This window comes from Celeribacter marinus, assembly GCF_965656515.1.
In the GTDB taxonomy this organism is placed as follows: Bacteria; Pseudomonadota; Alphaproteobacteria; order Rhodobacterales; family Rhodobacteraceae; genus Celeribacter; species Celeribacter marinus_D.
Window position 1 is genome coordinate 38,782 of the sequence record NZ_CBFHKW010000003.1, and the last position, 19,999, is coordinate 58,780.

Below are 19,999 nucleotides of genomic sequence, written 5' to 3' on the forward strand. Positions count from 1 at the left end.
CTGTGTACTCTAACTGTGCGTTTTGTTTACATTTTGGGTCTCATACGGGCGTATGGAAGTCAAGGAACCTCAGTTTTTGTAAGGGTTGCATCGGGGGTGCTTTACCTGCACTGCGTGGTGCGGTAGCTTAACTAAACTGTGAAAACGGTCGTGCGCACAGACCGTGTGGCGGGTGCAGCTAAGCGTCCGAGTTGGTCACGTTTAACGAGGGCGCCAACGGCGCGAGGGGCAATGTTATGACGGAACATCCAGAAATCGCATCCCTTTGGATTGGTGGGCGACTAAGTTGGTTGGAACAACTATGCCTGAAAAGCTTTGCGGACATGGGTCATCATATCACCCTGTATTCGTATGAGCCGATCCCGAATGTGCCTGCGGGCGTTCATATTGGCAATGCCGAGGACATATATCCCTCAACGCCCATGCTACGCCATGCCAGAACGGGTAGTCCCGCGATCCATGCGGATATGTGGCGTCTAAATTTGCTCAAGAAGACAGATAAGATCTGGGTCGATGCAGACATGTATTGTTATCATCCATTCGATGATCCATCTGGTTTTGTCTTTGGCTGGGAAAAGCCGGGGCTGGTATGCAACGCGGTTTTGGGGTTGCCGCGCGACAGTGCCACACTCGCGGGTTTGATTGATTTTTTCCAAGACGAATATGCGATCGCACCATGGTTGAAGCCGTGGCAGCAACGCGAGCTAGAGGCAGAGCGCGACGCGGGGCGCCCCGTTCACATGACCGCTCAGAATTGGGGGTTCACAGGGCCTGCATCTGTCACTTATTTCTTGGAGCAGACGGGTGAAATTAAATACGCACGCCCCGAAGCAGCCTTTTATCCGGTCAGCTATCCGGACCGGAACCATATGATTATCAGTCGCTTTGATGTTGAAGAGCGCTTTACCGATGAAACGCGGGGGGTGCATTTTTGGGCGCGCCGTATGAAGCCGCGGCTTGAGGAAAAGGAAAACAACCGCCCGCGTCGTGGATCCTTTATGGATCGGTTGTTGGACAAGCACGAGATCGATCCCGATGCCGCACTCATTCTGCCCAAAGTAGTGAAGTCGATTGAGCAACCCGCGCTCACCGATTCCAGTTTTCGAGCCACGGTCGGCCTGGCGGCACTTAGGGCAGACGCCTCAATGGATAAACTATCACGAGACTTTCTTGTCGATAAGCAATTTATAAAAGACTGCCGCGATACCATCCTCGCAGATGCAGTTCAGCTTTTTAATGAGAATAAGTAAGTCAAAGGTATCGCGGAAAACGTCGTGGGCTCTGTATGGCATCGTCGAAATAGGAACCGAGTAGAATGACCTACAATGAGACGGTTGAGCCAAGCAAGCAGGAATGGCGTGCATCGTTGCGCGAGGTCGGTGCGCGCGAAGGGTTCTATGAGGAGCTTGGCCGCGATCACACCGCATTGCTTGTGAAACGTGGTGACACGCTCATTGTAACGTTTGAAAATCTCGATGATGTCTATGCGGATGGCAAGGACAAGATGCCGTGGGGATACGGGTTTGTTGAGCGGCGGGGGTGGTCGATGCTTGGTATGATGGCTCACGATTGGACATGGTACCGCGACGAGGCCGTATTTGACTTTTTTGACCGCCTCAAGGCGGAGGGTTTTTTTAACGACTACAAGCGCGTGATTTTTTATGGCGCATCAATGGGGGGTTATGCGGCGGCCGCATTTTCGGCGGCACATCCAGGCGCAGGGGTTGTGTTGATCTCGCCTCAAGCCACATTGTCACGTGCGGATGCCTCATGGGAAACCCGCTACCGCAAAGGATGGTCGCGTGATTTTACATCGCGCTATGGATTTGCCCCCGATATGGTGAAATCTGCCGAATATGTCTATTTGTTCTACGACCCTCTTTCACCATTAGACGCAATGCATGCCGCCCTGTTTCGCGGTGAGAATCTGCGTAAAATGCGATGTCGTTATTTTGGCCACCGTATTGCGTCGCTCTGGGTCAAGCTTGGGATTTTGACGCCGATTGTGGAGGGGGCTATCTCGGGCACCCTGACCGATAAAGAGTTCTACCATTTGTTGCGCCGTCGACGTGACGAGAGGCGTTATCAAAAAGAGATGCTTGCGCGGTTGCAAAAAAGGGGGCGAGCGGCGTGGGTGGCGCATTACTGTGCTGCGATTATTGCGCGCGCACCTGGCCCGGTGTTTCGTCGCGCACTCAAAGAGGCCAAGGAAAATTTGAAGCGGTAAGGCCCACTACGTCAGAGCGTTCTTCACGGTTCTGAGCTCGTGGTAGTTCTCGCCACAATTGCAACATCTGTTTAGAATATACTCATATTTGTATCACTATGTTGGGAACAGGTGTTCCTTAGATTCGGTATGGGTGTTGCGATGCGTTTTGTGAGTTCAATTGTCTCGTTGGTGGGCCTTGTAAGTCTTCTGATTTCGCTTCCCTTTTCTGCGCGTGCGCAAGATTTTAATTTTCTGGGCACAGGTCGCTTGTTCTTAAATGATGCTATCGGCGATGGAGATGACCGTTGGCGGTCTGGTAGTTTTACGTACTCGCGATTGTACGGCCCTGAATGGCTTGGACGTGCGCCGTCAAACTTTGGCGATTTGCTTGAATTCCGGTTCCGTTCTGATGTTATTACGCCCGATGCACCCGGAAGGCCCATAGAGGGCGATCGGCCATATCTTGGCGCGGTGTCCGTAGGGATGCATTCCTATGTCGAGCGCGAAAGCACGCAGATGCGGCTTGGCCTTGATGCTGTTCTCGTGGGGCCGCAAACGGGGTTGGGAGACCTTCAAGAGTCGTTTCATCATCTATTGAACATTCCTGCACCTGATGTCACGAACCAGCTGGGAAACGCCGCTTATGCGTCGATCTCATTCGAAGCGGCCCAGACGTTTGAGGTAGGATCGGGCTCTATTCGGCCATTTGTGGAGGCGCAGGTTGGTCCAGAGACACTCGCGCGTCTTGGCGTTGATTACGTCTTCGGGGATGTTGGTCAATCTGGTCTGATGCTACGAGATCCTGTCACGGGGCTTTTGTACAACGGTATCGAGTCCGCCACGCGCGATGAGAGCACATCCTTTATTTTGGGAGCTGATGTCGCCGTGGTCGCGGACTCACAATTTTTACCCAAGCGCGATGGGTATGAAGTGCAAGATGCACGTACGCGCCTTCGGGCGGGACTCTATACTACGGTTGGGCGTGCAAAAATCTTTTACGGCGCAGCATGGCTTTCCCCTGAATTCGCGGCCCAGCCAGAGGGTCAGGTTGTCGGGGCTCTCAATGTGAGCTTTGAGTTCTAAGGTTTGTCGAGCGTTCTTTGGCTGCCGAACCATCGTTATGCCGTTGGTTCGAATAAGGGATTCACAGAACGCATGCCCTGTGCTATCCTTTCGACAATAATAAAAAACTAAAGGCAGTGATACAGGCATGGAAACGGGCAATCTTCGCACGTTTGTCATCGCATGGTCGCAGATTGAGGTCGATGGCCTTGGTTCTGCGCCGCTTTCGGCATTAACGATCGGCGCAACATGGCGTTGGTCGGGTGAAGCAGTGTGCGTGGATGGTCCGCGCAACGTGCTTTTGCTGGATCATGCGATTGGGCAAGACGAGCTTCATCATCGAGCGGCACAAAAATTGCGCCGCCTTATCGGGCATGTTTCAAGCCAGGATCTCGAGCATGTCGTTGTGGCCAAGGACAGGTTGTTCAATGGCGGCTTTGATGTCACGGATGGATTGCGCAAATATGAAATGACGGTCATCGATACCCCGACTTTGGGGGTGCCGCTTGTCATGTGCTTGGGTGCTATGCCGCCGGCGAATGCGGATCTATGGGTGATGTCAGCCCATGTCGAGGTGGCCACAGATGCGTGCGAAGTGAAAACGGGGGGCGTTATTTGTTTTACGCCCGGCACTCAAATAGAAACGCCTGACGGCGCGCGTGCTGTAGAAGAGTTGCGCGAAGGCGATTGGGTCCAGACCAAAGATGACGGGGCGCAACAATTGGCATGGATCGGCGGGCGCCGCATTACCGGTGCACGCCTGTACGCAATGCCCGAGCTGCGGCCCGTGCGTGTCCGCGCGCAAGCGTTCGGTATAGGGCATCCGCATCGCGACCTCATTGTATCGCCACAGCACCGTTTTTTGATTGGGGGCAGTGCCGCCCATGATTTGTTCGGCGCGGACGAGGTTTTGGTTACTGCGAGAGATCTGGTCAATGATACGTCTATTGTTGTGGATCGCACGCTTAAGGAGCTGAGTTATGTCCATCTGATGTTTGAACGCCACCAAGTGGTGTTTGCCAATGGAATTGAGACGGAAAGTTTTCACCCTGCGTTCACCGATCTGGACGATATCGCACCCGCACAGCGCCATCGCTTGATAGAGGTATTTCCCGATCTGGCCAGTCACAGTGAGGCATACGGGCCTGCCGCGCGGCGCACATTGTCATCGGCTGAAGCCGCGATTTTACTGCACGCTGCCGCGTAGTAAAATCGGCCGCTCCATTATAGTGGGGTGGGGCGCTTGACTCTATTTGCATGCCTTGTATAAGCCCGCCATCCGGTGTGCAGAAATGCGCGCCGTTTATTATTTTGGTGTTGGTGGCCCCCGCAAGGGGACGCCTGTCGCCCAAGGGGTTTCTCCCATGGGAAAGGACAGCACCTTTCATATCCGTTGAAAGGATCCAGATCGTGACCAAACGCACATCTGCCAAATACAAACTAGACCGCCGCATGGGCGAAAATATCTGGGGCCGTCCAAAATCCCCAGTAAACCGTCGTGAATACGGCCCCGGCCAGCACGGTCAGCGCCGCAAGGGCAAATTGTCCGACTTCGGTCTCCAGTTGCGTGCGAAGCAAAAACTCAAGGGTTACTACGGTGATCTGACCGAGAAACAATTCCGCCGTATCTTTGCCGACGCTGAGCGTCTCAAGGGCGATACAGGTGAGAACCTCATCGGCTTGCTCGAATCGCGCCTTGACGCTGTTGTGTACCGCGCGAAATTCGTGGCAACCGTATTTGCGGCTCGTCAGTTCGTAAACCACGGCCACGTTACCGTGAATGGCGTTCGCGTCAACATCCCCTCCTACCGCGTAAAAGAGGGTGACGTTGTAGAGGTTCGTGACCAGTCCAAGCAAAACGTAACCGTTCTGGAAGCTGTTCAGCTCACCGAACGTGACGTGCCTGAGTACATTGAGGCAGACCACTCCAAAATGACTGCGACGTTTGTGCGCCGTCCGGGCCTGTCCGACGTGCCATACGCTGTTGTTATGGAGCCAAACCTCGTGATCGAATTCTACGCTCAGAACTAATCTGAGCCAATTATTCGACGATTTTGGGCCGCTCCTTAGGGGGCGGCCTTTTTCGTGGAATTTTGGTCGTGTACGAGAGGCTTCGGTGCAACATTTTTTATTGGAGCATCGTGCCATCTGGCCTTGGGGCGATTGCAGCGCTATGTGTTTTTCGACCTAAGATGAGTGTAAACATGACGGCCCAAATTAAACCTCAACGCGGAATTCTCGATATCGCCTTGTACCAAGGCGGAGCGAGCAAAATCGCGGGTGTCGAAAACATTGTAAAATTGTCGTCAAACGAGAACCCGTTTGGCAGCCCGGAAGGCGCGAAAGAAGCGTTTTCACGAGCGGCACATAACTTGCATCGTTATCCTAACACCGACCATACGGCATTGCGCGGCGCAATTGGAGAGATTTACAATCTGGATGCGGACCGGATTATCTGCGGCGTTGGATCCGATGAGATCATCACATTTTTGTGCCAGTGCTACGCGGGCGTGGGCGATGAAGTCATCTACACCGAGCACGGCTTTTCGATGTACAAAATTTCCGCACTTGCGGCGGGCGCGACACCGGTATGTGTGCCCGAGCGTGAGCGCGTGGTGGACGTGGACGCAATTCTAGCGGCGTGTACACAGCACACCAAATTGGTGTTTATCGCCAACCCGGCCAACCCCACGGGCACAATGATCGGCACGTCTGATGTCGCGCGTTTGGCTGATGGTTTACCCGCACATGTTTTGTTGGTTTTGGATGGCGCGTATGCGGAGTATGTCGAGGGCTTTGATGGCGGCGCCGCCTTTGTCGAGGCGCGTGACAACGTTGTGATGACGCGGACGTTCTCCAAAATATATGGTTTGGGTGGTGTGCGGATCGGCTGGGGTTACGGTCCTGCGGCGATCATCGACGTGCTTAACCGCGTGCGCGGGCCGTTCAATTTGTCAGAGCCACAATTGGCCGCCGCCGAAGCCGCCGTGCGCGATACGGCATGGGTCGAAAAATGCCGCCTTGATAATGCACGGTTGCGGGCATGGATGGCCGAGGCGTTGATGGAGCACGGCGTGCCGTCAGATACCTCGTGCACCAATTTCATTCTGGCACGTTTTCATAGTCAATCAGAGGCAGAGGCCTGTGATGATTTCTTGAAATCCAACGGGTTGATCGTGCGGCGTGTTGCGGGGTACGGCCTGCCCAATTGTTTGCGGATCACCGTTGGCGATGAATCGTCATGCCGCCGTGTGGCCCATACCATCGGGCAGTTTCTAGAGAAAACCCGATGAGTGAAGTTCTCTACAACCGCGTGGCATTGATTGGACTGGGCCTGATTGCGGGGTCTATGTCTTTGGCGATGCGCCGCGCAGGTGTTGTAGGGGAAATTACGGGATATGCGCGCTCCCCCGAGACTCGTGACACTGCGCGAGACATCAATCTTGTCGACCGCGTTTGCGACACGGCCACCGATGCCGTCAAGGACGCGGACTTGATCGTGCTCGCTGTGCCTGTGGGTGCGATGGGCACGGTGATGGCCGAAATCGCTCCTGCGCTCAAGGCAGGTGCTTTGGTTACTGACGTGGGCTCGGTTAAGAAGTCAATTTTTGAGGCGGTTACGCCGCTGTTGCCGCACGATGTGTCGTTCGTCGGGACGCACCCGATGGCAGGGACCGAGCATTCGGGCCCGCGCGCGGGCTTTGCCGAACTGTTCGATGGGCGTTGGTGTCTGATCGTTCCCCCTGACACTGCGAATGAGGCCGATGTTGTCGCGTTGGAGCGGTTTTGGCGCGCACTGGGGGCCACGACCGAGCGGATGGATATGGATCATCATGATCTGGTTTGTGCCGTGGTCTCTCATACCCCGCACCTCATTGCCTATACGATGGTTGGAGTGGCCGACGATTTGAGCCGTGTTACGGACCAAGAAGTGATCAAATTCTCCGCGGCCGGTTTTCGCGATTTCACACGGATTGCGGCGTCAGACCCGACGATGTGGCGTGATGTGTTTTTAGAAAACAAGGACGCGACATTGGAGATTTTAGGACGCTTTACCGAAGAGCTGTTCGCCCTTCAACGTGCCATTCGTCAGGGTGACGGTGAGCATTTATATGATTATTTTACCCGCACCCGCACTATTCGCCGTGGGATTATCGAAGCGGGACAAGACACCGACGCACCCGACTTCGGACGCGCAAAAAAGACCGAGTAGTCACTGCATTTTTGCGCCAAGAGCGTGCGAGTTAGCGGATAGAAAAGTTCGGCGCCGGACCGATTGGGATAAACCCCAAAACGATCATGCCCTCGCTCAAGGTCAGCTCCGCATCAATCGTATCCGCGTTGCCCTTCAATCCTGCGAGAACCTGACCCGCGCGTATGGCAAGCGATTGCATGTCCGCAGGAATTAATCCCGCGGCTGTGGCCATGTCGATCATGTCGCGCCAGTTGCGCGCTTTGAGGGCGATTTTTCCAGAGGCTACGCCGCGCGCGTCGATGTCGACGGCTCCGGCGATTTGCAAATCCAACTTGCCCCACTTTGCCGCGATTTTATCGATATCGATCCGTGTCGGTTGTGGGCGGCGCTCCTCGAGGGCGTGAATGTCCCATGGGGCGTCAAAGGTTGCTGTGAGTGCAATTTCAAGGGTTTCAAAGCGGTCCGACAATAGCCCGTCTGTGTTCAACGTACTCATTAGACCTTCACTCGGCACAAGGTCGTGTGCCGAGAGGCCAATCGTATGACTGAGCGGATTTTGCGCACTTCTGATGGTCGAGAACGCGCCATGCGCAAGTGTCATGCCCCAGCCCAATGTCGATGTGATCGCGGCGTTATCAAGTGTAAAGGCCGTGACGTCCAACGTCAGGTTCGGCCCCGCATCGACGAATAGGTCGGCATCCGCACGATCATGCGTGATATCGACACGCTGATAGGGGGTCGCAAAGGTTGATCCTGATGCGAACACCGCGCTCAAGGCCGTTGGCGCGTAGCTTGCGCTTTTTATCTCAAGGCGTGGGGTTTCATATGCAACGCCACTTTTAGGGTCCGCCAATGAAAGGTCCGAAATTAAAGTGTCGAACCTGAGGGGGAATCCGCCGGTTTGCACGCTCGTATAGTCCGCTTGCCATCCGTCCGACTGACGCTGCGAAATCCAGCCCGCTATCGCGCGTTCGGTTCCACGTGCTCCGACAAACCAATAGCCGCTATATACAGCAGCCGCGATCAGGATCAGCCATAATATTTTGCGCATGGAGTGCCTTCTTTGTGCTCTTTTACATTCGTCGATGAGTGGTGTTTAGCTGTCGCGGCACCAATAAGAAAGCGGGCAAAATGGATTGTGATGACAAGTGTTTTTGGGTGTTCGGCTATGGGTCATTGATGTGGAATCCCGAGTTCGAGTTTGCCGAGCGGGTGCCAGCGACTCTTGTGGATTACGCGCGGTCGTTTTGCATGTGGTCAATCCATCATCGCGGATCACCCGAGGTTCCGGGTTTGGTTTTGGCCCTTGATCGTGAGGTCGGTGCTACCTGTCGCGGACTTGCCTACCGTGTTTCGGGAGGCGGAGCACAAGAGACGCTTGAGCGCTTGCGCGAGCGTGAATTGGTCAGCTCGGCGTATTTGGAAAACACCGTGCCGTTGATACTAGATGATGGGCGGACGGTGCAGAGCCTCGCGTACATCGTGGACCGAACCCACGTGCAATATACGGGTGCCATGTCCCATGAGGCGCAAGCCGATGTGATTGCAAGGGCGACTGGTGGGCGCGGTCCTAACTTTGAGTATCTTTTCAATACCGCGCTGCATTTGGCCGAGCTTGGTATGGAAGATACTGATCTCAACCAATTGGTCGCTCTGGTGCGCCGCCGTATGTCGTTACACTCGTGTGATCCCAGCGTAAGATCATAGGAAAGATGAAATCGCGTATTGGCAGTTTTCCAATCCTCGCCTATCGTGAGCGTTAACAGAAACGACAGGTCAGGATAGGGCCCACATGGACCAACCCGATCGCGAGGCAGAACTGCATTTTTCGCAACCCGTGCGGCAATTTACCTTAATGGTAATTGTTCTGGGACTTGCGGGGGCGGGGTTTTATCTGGCGCTTCCACGTGTGGCGCCGGTTTTTCTTGCGAGCCCGTATCTCAACGGGTTTATTGCCGTTGTGTTCGTGCTAGGTATCCTCGCATGTTTTTGGCAGGTGATCCAATTGGTCGCCTCTGTCAATTGGATCGAACGATTTGCCGGTGTGCGCCCCGACGATGGTGCCAAACACGCGCCGCGTTTGTTGGCGCCTCTTGCTGCGTTGATGCGCGGGCGCGATGCACGGCGTCAAATTTCGTCATCCTCGGCGCGCTCCATCCTTGATTCTGTAGCAACACGTATCGACGAGGCGCGTGACATCACGCGTTACATCACCAACCTTTTGATATTTCTTGGACTTTTGGGGACATTTTACGGTCTCGCGACGACTGTTCCTGCTGTTGTCGACACCATTCGGTCTCTCGCCCCGCAAGATGGTGAAAGCTCGACAGATATTTTCGGGCGCCTTATGGGCGGGTTGGAACAACAGCTTGGGGGGATGGGCACGGCCTTCGCCTCATCACTGTTGGGTCTTGCGGGGTCCTTGGTTGTGGGCATGTTGGAACTGTTTGCGTCTCATGGCCAAAACCGGTTTTTTCGTGAACTAGAGGAATGGCTCTCGTCGTTCACGCGCATCGGGTTCTCTGCGGCCGAGGGCGACGGCGGCGAGATGTCGGGGGCGGCGGCCGTTCTCGATCATATGTGCCAGCAGATGGACACGCTACAAACTATTTACATGCAATCGGACATGTCACGCGCGGCGGTTGATGATCGTCTTGGCCAATTGGCCGCGTCGGTTGAGGCGCTTGTGAGCCGACTTGATGCGGAGCGCGGCGATGCCGCAGGTGATGAGCGTCTGGTTGCGGGGCAAGAGCGTCTTATTGCGGGTCAAGAACAGTTGATTGCCGTGTTGACGAAACGCGAGCAAGAAGGCGGGGCGACAACAGACGCCGAGGCGCGCATGCGGTTGCGGTCGATTGATGTCCAACTCCTGCGCATTCTCGAAGAGATATCTGCGGGTCGCCAAGAGAGCCTGAATGAAATACGCCGCGAGATTGCAGGTGTGTCTCGAACGCTGCGCGATATCATTGGGCCAAAGGCTTAGAGGATGGCCGTTTTGCGCCGTTCCTCGCAACGCATGTCCGGATCAATATGGCCGGGGTTCGTTGATGCAATGACTGCGCTTTTGCTAGTTTTGATGTTTGTGTTGACGATCTTTATGATTATGCAATCGATGTTACGCGACACAATTACGGGACAAGAAACCGAGTTGGATGCACTAACTGCCGAAGTGAGTGCGCTCGCGTTAGCCTTGGGCCTCGAACAAGATCGTTCAACGGATTTGGATGCACAGCTTGGCTCTATGCGCGCTACGCTTGGTGAGGTGCGGTCCGTTGCACAGGCGCAAACTGCGTTAATCGCCTCACTGCAAAGCCAAAATGCAGCTTTGTCGCAAGAAGCGGAAAACCAAGCCAATCAAATTGCTTCATTTGAGGCACAGGTCGCTAGCCTTTTGGCTGACCGAGACGCCGCGCGCACGCAAAGCGCCACGTTGCAAGCAACAGTTGACGAGCTAGAAGCCGCCAATGCGTTGGTGATATCTGAGCAAGAGGCCATGCAATTGGCGTTGGCCAAGGCCCGAGACGAGATTGATGTGGCGACTGAACAAGCCCGCTTGGCTGCGGCGCGGCGCGATGCCATTGCCGCGATGCTTGCGGATGAGCAGACGCAATCACAGGCGCGCGAGTTGGCGTTTTCGGAAAAGCTAGCGGAGCTGTCCGCAGCTGAGGAGGCACGATTGGTCGATGCGGCGGCTCTTGAGGCGTTGCGTGACAAACTGGCGAACTCAAATGATGAACTGACCGCAATGACGCTTGCCCTCGAAGAGGCCCGCAAAGATGCCGAAGACACATTGACGCTTTTGGCGGCAGCAGAGGCTGCGCGCAAAAACTTGCAAGCGGATCTGAGTGTTGAGTTGAGCGATGCGCAAAAACAAGCAGCCCTTTTAGCGACCGCCCAAGAGGCGCTACAATCCGAGGAAGTAAGATCCGCAGAGGGCGCGCGCAAGGTCGCATTGTTGAATGCACAAGTCACAGAATTGCGCGGGCAACTTGCCTCATTGCAAGCCGTCTTGGATGCCCGCGCGGCGGCCGACCGTGAGGGCAATGTTCAGGTGGACGCGCTCACCTCGCGGTTAAACGCAGCCCTCGCACAAGTTGCAGCAGAAGAGAAACGCCGCGCCGAATTGGAAGAGGCCGAGCGTATCCGACTTGAGGTCGAGGCGAAGAAGTTGGAGAATTACCGCTCGGAATTCTTTGGTCGTTTGCGTGAAATTTTGGGTGATCGCGATGGCGTGCGCATCGTCGGTGATCGATTTGTCTTTTCGTCGGAGGTCTTGTTCGAGGCGGGATCAGCTGATCTTGGCGACAACGGACAAGTTCAGATTGCACGGGTGGCGGGCATTCTCAATGACGTGGCGAAAGACATCCCGCCAGAGATTGATTGGGTGATCCGTGTGGATGGGCATACCGATAATACTCCGCTTTCGGGGCTTGGCGAGTATGCCGACAACTGGGAGCTGTCGCAGGCGCGCGCCCTGTCTGTTGTCCGTTTTATGAGCCGTAGTCTCGGTTTTCCGCCAGAGCGATTGGTTGCGGCGGGTTTTGGCGAATTCCAACCCGTTGCATCAGGATCGTCATCCGCCGCCTTGGCGCAAAATCGACGTATCGAATTGAAACTAACAGAAAAATAGTAGGGATCGCGTGCGTTTAGTTCGCAATTTCGATGCTGCGCGCCATGCTGTCGATGATCACGCCATCGCGCAGTAATGTCGCTTCTGCGTCATATGTGCCGACAGGCCATTGTGATCCGCGCTTGCCCGTGGCGCGAAAGAAGAGGGCTTGGTTTTTTGCGAGATCAAAGTCTTTTGTGACCACATTGCCCTTCGGTCCGGTGAGCGATAGGCGCATTACATCTGCGGTTCGTGCGCCAAACGCGTAGCCGAACACCACAAGAGCCGGAGATGTGGCGGGAAGCGTTGTCGAGTCCACTGTTCCAGCTTTTATCGCGGCATAGTCTGGCACTGCGTCCCACACACCAACAGACAGAATGCCGCCCGCTTGGTAGGTGATCGGAGTTTGCCAAAGCGCATCGCCGCGCGCGCCCGCATCGCCACATGTAATGCGCGCGTTGGGGTTGAACGGGTCGATGATCTCGCCATTGTGGCGCACCGAGAGGTGGACATGGGGGAATTGCGTTTTGCCTGATAGGCCGACCTGTCCGAGTGTTGTATCTTTCGAGACACGCTGACCCTTGGTGACGCTAATGGACCCTTGTGCCATGTGGCAGTATTGCGTGGTCCATCCATCTCCGTGATCAATCACCACACCGTTGCCGCATTCGCGGCCCGACACGTCAGGCGCATCTGTGCCCCCTTGGATGTGATCGATCATGTCGTTGCGTATGGCGCGCACGGTGCCGGGGGCTGCGGCACGCACATCTACGCCGTCTTTCATCGCGGCCAAACTAGGTAGGCCGAAATCCGTGCCTTTATGGCCATCATAGGTGAGGGATCCACAGGTGAAATCAGCTGCTCCAGAACTTGGATCGGTATCGACGTAGTTCTGGATGTAACATGTTTCGCCCAAGGTACAGTCAATTGGCGGGTTTAAAACAGGATCCCTCGCAAGCGCGGGGCCTGCGAGGGACAATAACAAAGTGCCTATGAGAATGGGTCGCATTGTCCCACCCTGCTTTAATCGGCGGTCAGAAGTGGCGGCTTTTTAGAGCGGCTGATACGCGGTGCATCGGGTTTTTCGATCCTCAAATCAATCGCGCCGTCTTTCACGCCAACTTTCACCACGCCACCTTTCGCCAGTTTGCCAAATAGCAATTCCTCGGCCAGCGGCTTTTTTATGTGCTCTTGGATCACGCGGCCAAGGGGGCGTGCGCCCATCTTGTCATCATACCCTTTATCCGCAAGCCATGCGGCCGCTTTGGGAGTGAGTTCGATGTGAACGTTGCGGTCCATGAGCTGCGCTTCGAGTTGTAGAACGAACTTTTCGACCACCTGCATGATGACCGTTTTAGGAAGCGGCGCAAAGGAGACGACTGCGTCCAAACGATTGCGGAATTCTGGTGTAAATGTCCGCTCGATTGCGGCCGTATCTTCGCCAGTGCGACGATCGCGACCAAATCCGATGGCCTCTTTGGCTTGTTCGGTAGCCCCCGCGTTCGACGTCATGATGAGGATGACATTGCGAAAATCGACCGTGCGACCGTTGTGATCGGTCAACTTGCCGTTATCCATCACCTGCAACAGAATGTTGAAGACATCAGGATGCGCTTTCTCAATCTCATCAAGCAAGAGAACACAGTGAGGGTGCTGATCAACGCTGTCAGTTAACAAGCCGCCTTGATCAAAGCCGACATAGCCCGGAGGTGCGCCGATGAGGCGGGAGATTGCATGTTTCTCCATGTACTCGGACATATCAAAGCGCAGCAATTCGACGCCAAGTGTGTCCGCGAGTTGCTTTGCCACTTCGGTTTTGCCGACACCGGTTGGTCCGGCGAATAGGTAGTTCCCGATGGGCTTTTCTGGTTCACGTAGGCCCGCACGCGACAGTTTGATCGCTGAGGAGAGTGCCACAATGGCATCATCTTGGCCGAACACCACGCGTTTGAGCGAAGATTCGAGATCTTTGAGCACTTCTGCGTCATCTTTGGAAACGTTTTTGGCTGGTATGCGCGCGATTTTGGCAACCACAGATTCGATCTCTTTGGGTGAGATCGTTTTGCGGCGGCGGCTTTCTGCGACGAGATGCTGGGCGGCGCCCGCCTCGTCAATAACGTCGATAGCTTTGTCGGGCAGCTTGCGATCATGGATGTAGCGTGCGGCCAATTCAACGGCGGTTTTGATCGCATCATTGGTGTAACGAATGTCGTGATGTTCCTCGAAATAGGGCTTTAGTCCCATCAGGATTTTCACTGCATCTTCGACCGATGGCTCATTGACGTCAATTTTTTGGAAACGGCGCGACAAGGCGCGGTCCTTTTCAAAATGCTGGCGGAACTCTTTGTAGGTTGTGGACCCCATACACCGCAGCTTGCCGCCCTGAAGGGCAGGTTTGAGCAGGTTGGACGCATCCATTGCGCCACCAGAGGTGGCGCCAGCCCCGATGATCGTGTGAATTTCGTCAATGAACAGGATCGCGTCGGGGTGATCCTCCAGTTCTTTCATCACACCTTTGAGGCGCTCCTCGAAATCGCCACGATACCGCGTGCCGGCCAAGAGTGCGCCCATATCGAGCGAGTAGATAGTGGTCTTTGACAGGATTTCAGGCGTTTCGCCATCGTTGATCTTTTTGGCAAGCCCTTCCGCGATGGCGGTTTTGCCGACACCGGGATCGCCCACCAAAAGCGGGTTGTTCTTGCGGCGGCGACACAACACTTGGATACAGCGCTCGACCTCTTCGGTGCGTCCGATGAGGGGATCAACATCGCCCTCGGCCGCCTTCGCGTTTAGATCGACACAGTATTTGGAAAGTGCAGATTCTTTGGCGTCGCCACCGTCAACGGTTTCTTGTTTTTGTGTGTCTTGAATCTCTTCATCTGCACCTGAAATCGGACGGCTTTCGCCAAATGCGGGGTCTTTGGCGACACCATGTGCGATGTAGTTCACGGCGTCATAGCGTGTCATGTCCTGTTCTTGAAGGAAATACGCGGCGTTGCTTTCGCGCTCGGCAAAGATTGCGACGAGCACGTTTGCACCTGTGACTTCTGTCCTGCCAGACGATTGCACGTGAATGGCGGCGCGTTGAATAACCCGTTGGAACGAGGCCGTTGGAACAGCTTCGGACCCTTCTATATCAGTGACGAGTGTCGACAAGTCATCCTCGATGTATTCCAAAAGGGTCTTTCGCAACTCATCTAATTCCACATTGCAGGCCTGCATAACACGGGCCGCATCGGGCTCGTCGATGAGGGCGAGGAGAAGATGTTCCAGCGTAGCCAATTCATGGTGGCGGGCGTTTGCCAGGGCCAAGGCAGAATGGATCGCTTGCTCAAGAGTGTTGGAAAATGACGGCACGTCGACAGTGCTCCTTCGTCTGGGGCTGTTGCTTTAGGCATAATGCCCGTCAACAACCGTGGCCTGATATTCTTAAAGTTTGATTGAAACGCCCATACTTCAAGTAGAAAATTACGAAATCAGTATATATTTTCGTGAACCGCGTGTTTTTGTGCGGTTTTGGTGGGGTTCAATGCCAAACCTGTGCTGTCTTGCGGGGTCTGTGGACTTGGACCAGTATCGTATATCTCTTGTGGTTGGGTCAAAACTTGTCTTTTCGGGCACGGATTTGCGTGAAAACGTCCACGCTGCTTGACCCATTCATTCCCAACGCGTCTTTAACACTGTCCAGATCGGCGCGCAAAAACGGGTTGGTCGCGATCTCGAGCGCGAGAGAGGAGGGGACAGTAAATTGCCCCGCAACCAATGCCGCTTCGATAGCCTGTGCGCGCTCCTGCAATGCGCTGTTGTTTGTCTCAATTGTAAGCGCGAACTTTGCATTCCCCGCGGTGTATTCATGACCCGAGTAGACCAGTGTTTCGGGTGGAAGAGCCTTGAGCCGCAACATCGTTTCCCACATCTGCGCAGGCGTCCCTTCAAACAAACGGCCACACCCAAGCGCCATAAGGCTATCGCCGGAAAAGAGCGCCTTGGCATCAGGAATGTAAAACGCGACATGTCCAATCGTGTGCCCATCCGCAGCGATCACCTCGACCGTATGCGCGCCAAACGTAAATGTGCCACCCGCCTCAACAACAGTACTGAGAGGCGGCAATCGATGTTGATCCGGTTTTGCACCGAGAACAGTTGCGCCTGTCTCTTTTACCAGATCGGCCACGCCGTCCACATGGTCCCAATGGTGATGGGTGAGCCATATCTCATTGAGCGTCCAGCCGTGGTAATCGAGGGCGTCGAGAATGGGTTCGGCTTCGGCCACATCGACCACGGCGGTGCGTCCCGTGGCAGGGTCATGCACGAGAAAGTCGTAGTTGTCTGAGAGGGCCGCAACAGTGACGATCTCTAGCATGGTGTTTTCTCCGGCTTTGGGTCATTCTCTTATGTAACACTTGTCGTTCAGCCACGGTATTGCAATGCATCTCGACGTCGTCGACCTAAGAAATTTCTATTACCGGACCGGATTGGGGCGGGCGGCACAGCGCGCCGTGCGCAACTGTGTCACGGATTTATGGCCGGACGCCTCACGCCAAACCGTTGCGGGCTTTGGGTTTTCGGTGCCTTTACTGCGCCCGTATCTCGCGGATGCGCGCCGCGTCATAGGCCTCATGCCCGATCAGCAAGGTGTGATGCATTGGCCGGCGGGACTGCCGAATGTTTCTACGCTATGTCGTGAAACCAGATGGCCATTGCAAACCGGCTTTGTCGATAAACTCGTTGTTATGCATGGCCTTGAAACTTCTGATCACCAATCCGCAGTTTTAGAAGAATGTTGGCGCGTGCTTGGCCCCGGTGGTCGTGCGCTGTTTATTGTGCCCAACCGTGCGGGTCTGTGGTCGCGCTCGGATGCTACGCCATTTGGCTACGGGCGGCCCTATTCGCTTGGCCAGTTGGAAATGCAACTCAAACAGGCGGGATTCGTCTCGGAGCGGCACCGTGCCGCGCTGTTTCAGCCCCCTTCGCACAAACGGTTCTGGCTGCGCTCTGGCCCCATGTGGGAAAATTTTGGTCGCAAGGTCTCAACGGCGCTGGCGGGCGGGGTCATCATTCTCGAAGTCTCCAAGCAAGTTTACGCGCAAACTGGATCAGGTTCCCCTGTTGCGGTAAAGCGTCCAAGCCGTGTGCTTGGCGGCATCGGCGCATTGCCGGAGGCGAAACCGATATAAGGTGCTTTGGGCGGGGTTACCAAATCACCCGATTGTATGCGCGTCGCCATGATCCCACTCATCAAGCACGTCACCGTGCAGATTGTGCCGCTCAAGAAGAAGTGGGGCGCTAAAAACGCATGACTCGCGCGAATCTTGGTCCAAAAATTTGGACAAATTAGATATTTTTTAACGCTTACGGAGCGCAAAGTTCGTAAGTCTTTGAAATCTATAGGAAGCGGCCTGATGCATGTTAGCGCTATGCCCGCGCAACAAGGTTGCGAGGCGGATAAGCCTCTGTTACACCCACGCCGATTTTACCTCCCATGTGTTCTGCATGGGTTGTTCAAGCTGCCTGCTTCTCACGCGGTAAATGTGTGGGGAAACGGCCCAAAGACATCGGAAGGGTGGACGTGTCCGAACCAGCTTCGATCTCCCGCGGCATTGCCGCACGCTACGCAACGGCCGTTTTCGAATTGGCTAAAGATGGCAAAGCACTTAAGGCGCTTGAGGACGACGTGTCGTCCCTGTCTTCGGCTCTCGTAGACAGCGCTGATTTCCGTGACCTTGTTTCCTCGCCCGTGATTTCACGTGCCGATTTGGAAGGCTCGATCACTGCAATCGCTAAAAAAGCAAAATTGTCCAAAATCGTGACCAATACGTTGGCCATGATGGCGCAAAATCGTCGTCTCTTTGTCTTGCCGCATTTGGTTGAGACACTCAAAGAGTTGCTCGCCGCAGAGCGCGGCGAGGTTACGGCGGATGTCGTTTCCGCAAAGGCATTGACCAAAGCACAGTCAGATAAACTGGCGAAATCGCTTTCGGTGCAATTCGGAAAAGATGTGAACATTCATGCGACTGTCGATGAATCCCTCATCGGTGGTCTTGTCGTCAAAGTGGGCTCAAAGATGATCGATACGTCGATCGCCTCGAAGCTCGCCTCCCTCCAGAATGCAATGAAAGAGGTCGGATAAATGGGTATCCAAGCTGCAGAGATTTCTGCGATCCTTAAGGACCAGATTAAGAACTTTGGCAAAGATGCCGAAGTTGCTGAGGTTGGCCGCGTTCTTTCCGTCGGTGACGGTATCGCGCGTGTGTATGGTCTTGATAACGTGCAGGCCGGTGAGATGGTCGAATTCCCCGGTGGTATCCGCGGAATGGCGCTGAACCTCGAAACCGACAATGTCGGTATCGTGATCTTCGGCTCTGACCGTGATATTAAAGAAGGTGACACCGTCAAGCGGACGAACTCCATTGTGGACGTTCCCGTAGGTGACGCGCTTTTGGGTCGCGTTGTTGACGGTCTGGGTAACCCGATCGACGGCAAAGGCGAGATTAAAGCCACCGAACGCCGTATCGCGGACAGCAAAGCGCCGGGTATTATCCCACGCAAATCTGTGCACGAGCCTATGGCAACCGGCCTCAAATCTGTTGACGCTATGATCCCAATCGGACGTGGCCAGCGCGAGCTGATCATTGGTGACCGTCAGACCGGTAAAACGGCTGTGGCGCTCGACGCCATCCTCAACCAGAAAGGCTACAACGAAGCCGCTGGTGATGATGAGTCCAAGAAGCTCTATTGCATCTACGTGGCCATCGGCCAAAAACGTTCCACTGTTGCTCAGCTTGTGAAAAAGCTCGAGGAGTCCGGCGCGATTGAGTACACAACAATTGTGGCCGCAACCGCATCCGACCCTGCGCCGATGCAGTTCCTCGCACCTTATGCGGCGACAGCAATGGCCGAGTACTACCGTGACAACGGCAAGCACGCCTTGATCATTTACGATGACTTGTCCAAACAAGCCGTTTCGTATCGTCAGATGTCGCTTCTTTTGCGCCGCCCACCAGGACGTGAAGCTTACCCAGGTGACGTTTTCTACCTTCACTCCAGACTTCTTGAGCGCTCAGCGAAACTGAACGAAGACAACGGTTCCGGTTCCTTGACGGCTTTGCCGATCATTGAGACGCAAGGTGGCGACGTGTCCGCGTTTATTCCAACCAACGTGATTTCGATCACCGACGGTCAGATCTTCCTCGAAACCGAATTGTTCTATCAGGGTATCCGCCCTGCTGTGAACACAGGTCTTTCGGTGTCGCGCGTTGGCTCCTCGGCACAAACCAAAGCCATGTCTTCGGTTGCGGGTCCGGTGAAGTTGTCGCTCGCTCAGTACCGCGAGATGGCTGCTTTTGCTCAGTTCGGTTCCGACCTCGATGCGTCCACTCAGCAGTTGCTGAACCGTGGTGCACGTTTGACCGAGTTGATGAAACAAGCGCAGTATTCGCCGCTGTCCAACGCTGAAATCGTCTGCGTGATCTTTGCGGGCACCAACGGTTACCTCGACAAAGTCGGTGTAAAAGATGTTGGTCGCTACGAGGCTCAACTGCTCGACTTCTTGCGCAACCAGCACGCTGATGTTCTTGCGTGGATCACCAAAGACGATCCCAAGATCAAAGGCGAAGCAGCTGACAAGCTCAAAGCGGTTCTAGACGCATTCGCCAAGACTTTCGCGTAAGATTAGAGGAAAGCTTCAATGCCCAACCTCAAAGTTCTTAAAAACCGGATCGCGAGCGTGAAATCCACGCGCAAGATCACGAAGGCCATGCAGATGGTCGCGGCTGCAAAATTGCGCCGCGCCCAAGATGCGGCTGAGGCATCGCGCCCCTACACGGAACGCTTTAACGCGGTTCTGGGTGCGCTTTCCGCTTCGGTTGGTGGCTCCGATAGCGCGCCCCGGCTTCTCGCCGGGACGGGCAAGGACGACGTGCAT

The 19,999-nt window shown here is 54.9% G+C and carries 18 protein-coding genes; 14 read left to right on the top strand and 4 right to left on the bottom strand.

The window, feature by feature from the left end; translation table 11 throughout:
• The first annotated feature begins 236 nt into the window (after positions 1-236).
• The 7 genes from ACTG34_RS01340 (at position 237) to ACTG34_RS01370 (ending at position 7,484) form a co-directional block, all read left to right on the top strand.
• On the top strand, positions 237-1,250 hold the full coding sequence (locus ACTG34_RS01340) for a hypothetical protein (RefSeq protein ID WP_439103254.1): 1,014 nt from the start codon (positions 237-239) through the stop codon (positions 1,248-1,250).
• A gap of 65 nt (positions 1,251-1,315) precedes the next feature.
• Positions 1,316-2,227 carry a phosphoadenosine phosphosulfate reductase gene (locus ACTG34_RS01345; protein WP_439103255.1) on the top strand — a complete coding sequence of 304 codons (912 nt, stop codon included), beginning with the start codon at positions 1,316-1,318 and terminating at the stop codon, positions 2,225-2,227.
• Positions 2,228-2,476: 249 nt separating this feature from the next.
• Positions 2,477-3,292 carry a lipid A-modifier LpxR family protein gene (locus tag ACTG34_RS01350; RefSeq protein WP_439103256.1) on the top strand — a complete coding sequence of 272 codons (816 nt, stop codon included), beginning with the start codon at positions 2,477-2,479 and terminating at the stop codon, positions 3,290-3,292.
• A gap of 127 nt (positions 3,293-3,419) precedes the next feature.
• The gene (locus ACTG34_RS01355) at positions 3,420-4,478 is read left to right on the top strand and encodes a Hint domain-containing protein (RefSeq protein WP_439103257.1); all 1,059 of its coding nucleotides are present in this window, start codon (positions 3,420-3,422) and stop codon (positions 4,476-4,478) included.
• Positions 4,479-4,681: 203 nt separating this feature from the next.
• The gene (gene rpsD / locus ACTG34_RS01360; RefSeq protein ID WP_439103258.1) at positions 4,682-5,302 is read left to right on the top strand and encodes a 30S ribosomal protein S4; all 621 of its coding nucleotides are present in this window, start codon (positions 4,682-4,684) and stop codon (positions 5,300-5,302) included.
• Between the two features lie 173 nt (positions 5,303-5,475).
• Positions 5,476-6,564, top strand: coding sequence for a histidinol-phosphate transaminase (hisC, locus tag ACTG34_RS01365; protein ID WP_439103259.1), 1,089 nt, complete (start codon positions 5,476-5,478; stop codon positions 6,562-6,564).
• Positions 6,561-7,484 carry a prephenate/arogenate dehydrogenase family protein gene (locus ACTG34_RS01370; protein WP_439103260.1) on the top strand — a complete coding sequence of 308 codons (924 nt, stop codon included), beginning with the start codon at positions 6,561-6,563 and terminating at the stop codon, positions 7,482-7,484. Before hisC ends, ACTG34_RS01370 begins: the two co-directional genes overlap by 4 nt.
• A 31-nt stretch (positions 7,485-7,515) precedes the next feature.
• On the opposite strand, the gene ACTG34_RS01375 is transcribed toward ACTG34_RS01370, so the two are convergent.
• Entirely contained in the window at positions 7,516-8,517 is a 1,002-nt protein-coding gene (locus ACTG34_RS01375; protein ID WP_439103261.1) for a DUF2125 domain-containing protein, read from the bottom strand.
• Positions 8,518-8,597: 80 nt separating this feature from the next.
• On the opposite strand from ACTG34_RS01375, the gene ACTG34_RS01380 reads away from it, so the two are divergent.
• The 3 genes from ACTG34_RS01380 (at position 8,598) to ACTG34_RS01390 (ending at position 12,096) form a co-directional block, all read left to right on the top strand.
• Positions 8,598-9,173, top strand: coding sequence for a gamma-glutamylcyclotransferase (locus tag ACTG34_RS01380; RefSeq protein ID WP_439103262.1), 576 nt, complete (start codon positions 8,598-8,600; stop codon positions 9,171-9,173).
• A gap of 85 nt (positions 9,174-9,258) precedes the next feature.
• A complete protein-coding gene (locus ACTG34_RS01385) occupies positions 9,259-10,449 on the top strand; it encodes a biopolymer transporter ExbB (protein WP_439103263.1) in 1,191 nt (396 codons plus the stop codon).
• Between the two features lie 3 nt (positions 10,450-10,452).
• Complete coding sequence (locus ACTG34_RS01390; protein WP_439103264.1) at positions 10,453-12,096, top strand: peptidoglycan -binding protein; 1,644 nt, start codon at positions 10,453-10,455, stop codon at positions 12,094-12,096.
• A gap of 16 nt (positions 12,097-12,112) precedes the next feature.
• Here ACTG34_RS01390 and ACTG34_RS01395 read toward each other — a convergent pair whose 3' ends face one another.
• The 3 genes from ACTG34_RS01395 to gloB all read right to left on the bottom strand — a co-directional run bounded on the left by ACTG34_RS01395 (position 12,113) and on the right by gloB (position 16,438).
• Positions 12,113-13,084 (bottom strand): M23 family metallopeptidase, encoded by a 972-nt coding sequence (locus ACTG34_RS01395; protein ID WP_439103265.1) that lies wholly within the window; start codon positions 13,082-13,084, stop codon positions 12,113-12,115.
• Between the two features lie 14 nt (positions 13,085-13,098).
• Positions 13,099-15,432 (bottom strand): ATP-dependent Clp protease ATP-binding subunit ClpA, encoded by a 2,334-nt coding sequence (gene clpA, locus ACTG34_RS01400; protein ID WP_439103266.1) that lies wholly within the window; start codon positions 15,430-15,432, stop codon positions 13,099-13,101.
• Positions 15,433-15,673: 241 nt separating this feature from the next.
• Positions 15,674-16,438: a hydroxyacylglutathione hydrolase gene (gene gloB / locus ACTG34_RS01405; protein ID WP_439103267.1), complete on the bottom strand. Its 765-nt coding sequence runs from the start codon at positions 16,436-16,438 to the stop codon at positions 15,674-15,676.
• A 64-nt stretch (positions 16,439-16,502) separates the two neighbouring features.
• Between gloB and ACTG34_RS01410 the strand changes: the two genes are divergently transcribed.
• The 4 genes from ACTG34_RS01410 to ACTG34_RS01425 all read left to right on the top strand — a co-directional run.
• Positions 16,503-17,252 (top strand): class I SAM-dependent methyltransferase, encoded by a 750-nt coding sequence (locus tag ACTG34_RS01410; protein WP_439103268.1) that lies wholly within the window; start codon positions 16,503-16,505, stop codon positions 17,250-17,252.
• Positions 17,253-17,644: 392 nt separating this feature from the next.
• Entirely contained in the window at positions 17,645-18,205 is a 561-nt protein-coding gene (locus tag ACTG34_RS01415; RefSeq protein ID WP_062220937.1) for a F0F1 ATP synthase subunit delta, read from the top strand.
• The gene (gene atpA / locus ACTG34_RS01420; RefSeq protein WP_062216485.1) at positions 18,206-19,744 is read left to right on the top strand and encodes a F0F1 ATP synthase subunit alpha; all 1,539 of its coding nucleotides are present in this window, start codon (positions 18,206-18,208) and stop codon (positions 19,742-19,744) included.
• A gap of 18 nt (positions 19,745-19,762) precedes the next feature.
• The coding region (locus tag ACTG34_RS01425) for a F0F1 ATP synthase subunit gamma (RefSeq protein WP_439103269.1) at positions 19,763-19,999 on the top strand (237 nt) is incomplete at its 3' end.

Coding starts and splice junctions, on each gene's coding strand:
- ACTG34_RS01340 (WP_439103254.1), top strand. CDS start 237: ATGACGGAACATCCAGAAATCGCATCCCTTTGGATTGGTGGGCGACTA.
- ACTG34_RS01345 (WP_439103255.1), top strand. CDS start 1,316: ATGACCTACAATGAGACGGTTGAGCCAAGCAAGCAGGAATGGCGTGCA.
- ACTG34_RS01355 (WP_439103257.1), top strand. CDS start 3,420: ATGGAAACGGGCAATCTTCGCACGTTTGTCATCGCATGGTCGCAGATT.
- hisC (WP_439103259.1), top strand. CDS start 5,476: ATGACGGCCCAAATTAAACCTCAACGCGGAATTCTCGATATCGCCTTG.
- ACTG34_RS01370 (WP_439103260.1), top strand. CDS start 6,561: ATGAGTGAAGTTCTCTACAACCGCGTGGCATTGATTGGACTGGGCCTG.
- ACTG34_RS01375 (WP_439103261.1), bottom strand. CDS start 8,517: ATGCGCAAAATATTATGGCTGATCCTGATCGCGGCTGCTGTATATAGC.
- ACTG34_RS01380 (WP_439103262.1), top strand. CDS start 8,598: ATGGATTGTGATGACAAGTGTTTTTGGGTGTTCGGCTATGGGTCATTG.
- ACTG34_RS01385 (WP_439103263.1), top strand. CDS start 9,259: ATGGACCAACCCGATCGCGAGGCAGAACTGCATTTTTCGCAACCCGTG.
- ACTG34_RS01390 (WP_439103264.1), top strand. CDS start 10,453: ATGGCCGTTTTGCGCCGTTCCTCGCAACGCATGTCCGGATCAATATGG.
- ACTG34_RS01395 (WP_439103265.1), bottom strand. CDS start 13,084: ATGCGACCCATTCTCATAGGCACTTTGTTATTGTCCCTCGCAGGCCCC.
- gloB (WP_439103267.1), bottom strand. CDS start 16,438: ATGCTAGAGATCGTCACTGTTGCGGCCCTCTCAGACAACTACGACTTT.
- ACTG34_RS01410 (WP_439103268.1), top strand. CDS start 16,503: ATGCATCTCGACGTCGTCGACCTAAGAAATTTCTATTACCGGACCGGA.
- atpA (WP_062216485.1), top strand. CDS start 18,206: ATGGGTATCCAAGCTGCAGAGATTTCTGCGATCCTTAAGGACCAGATT.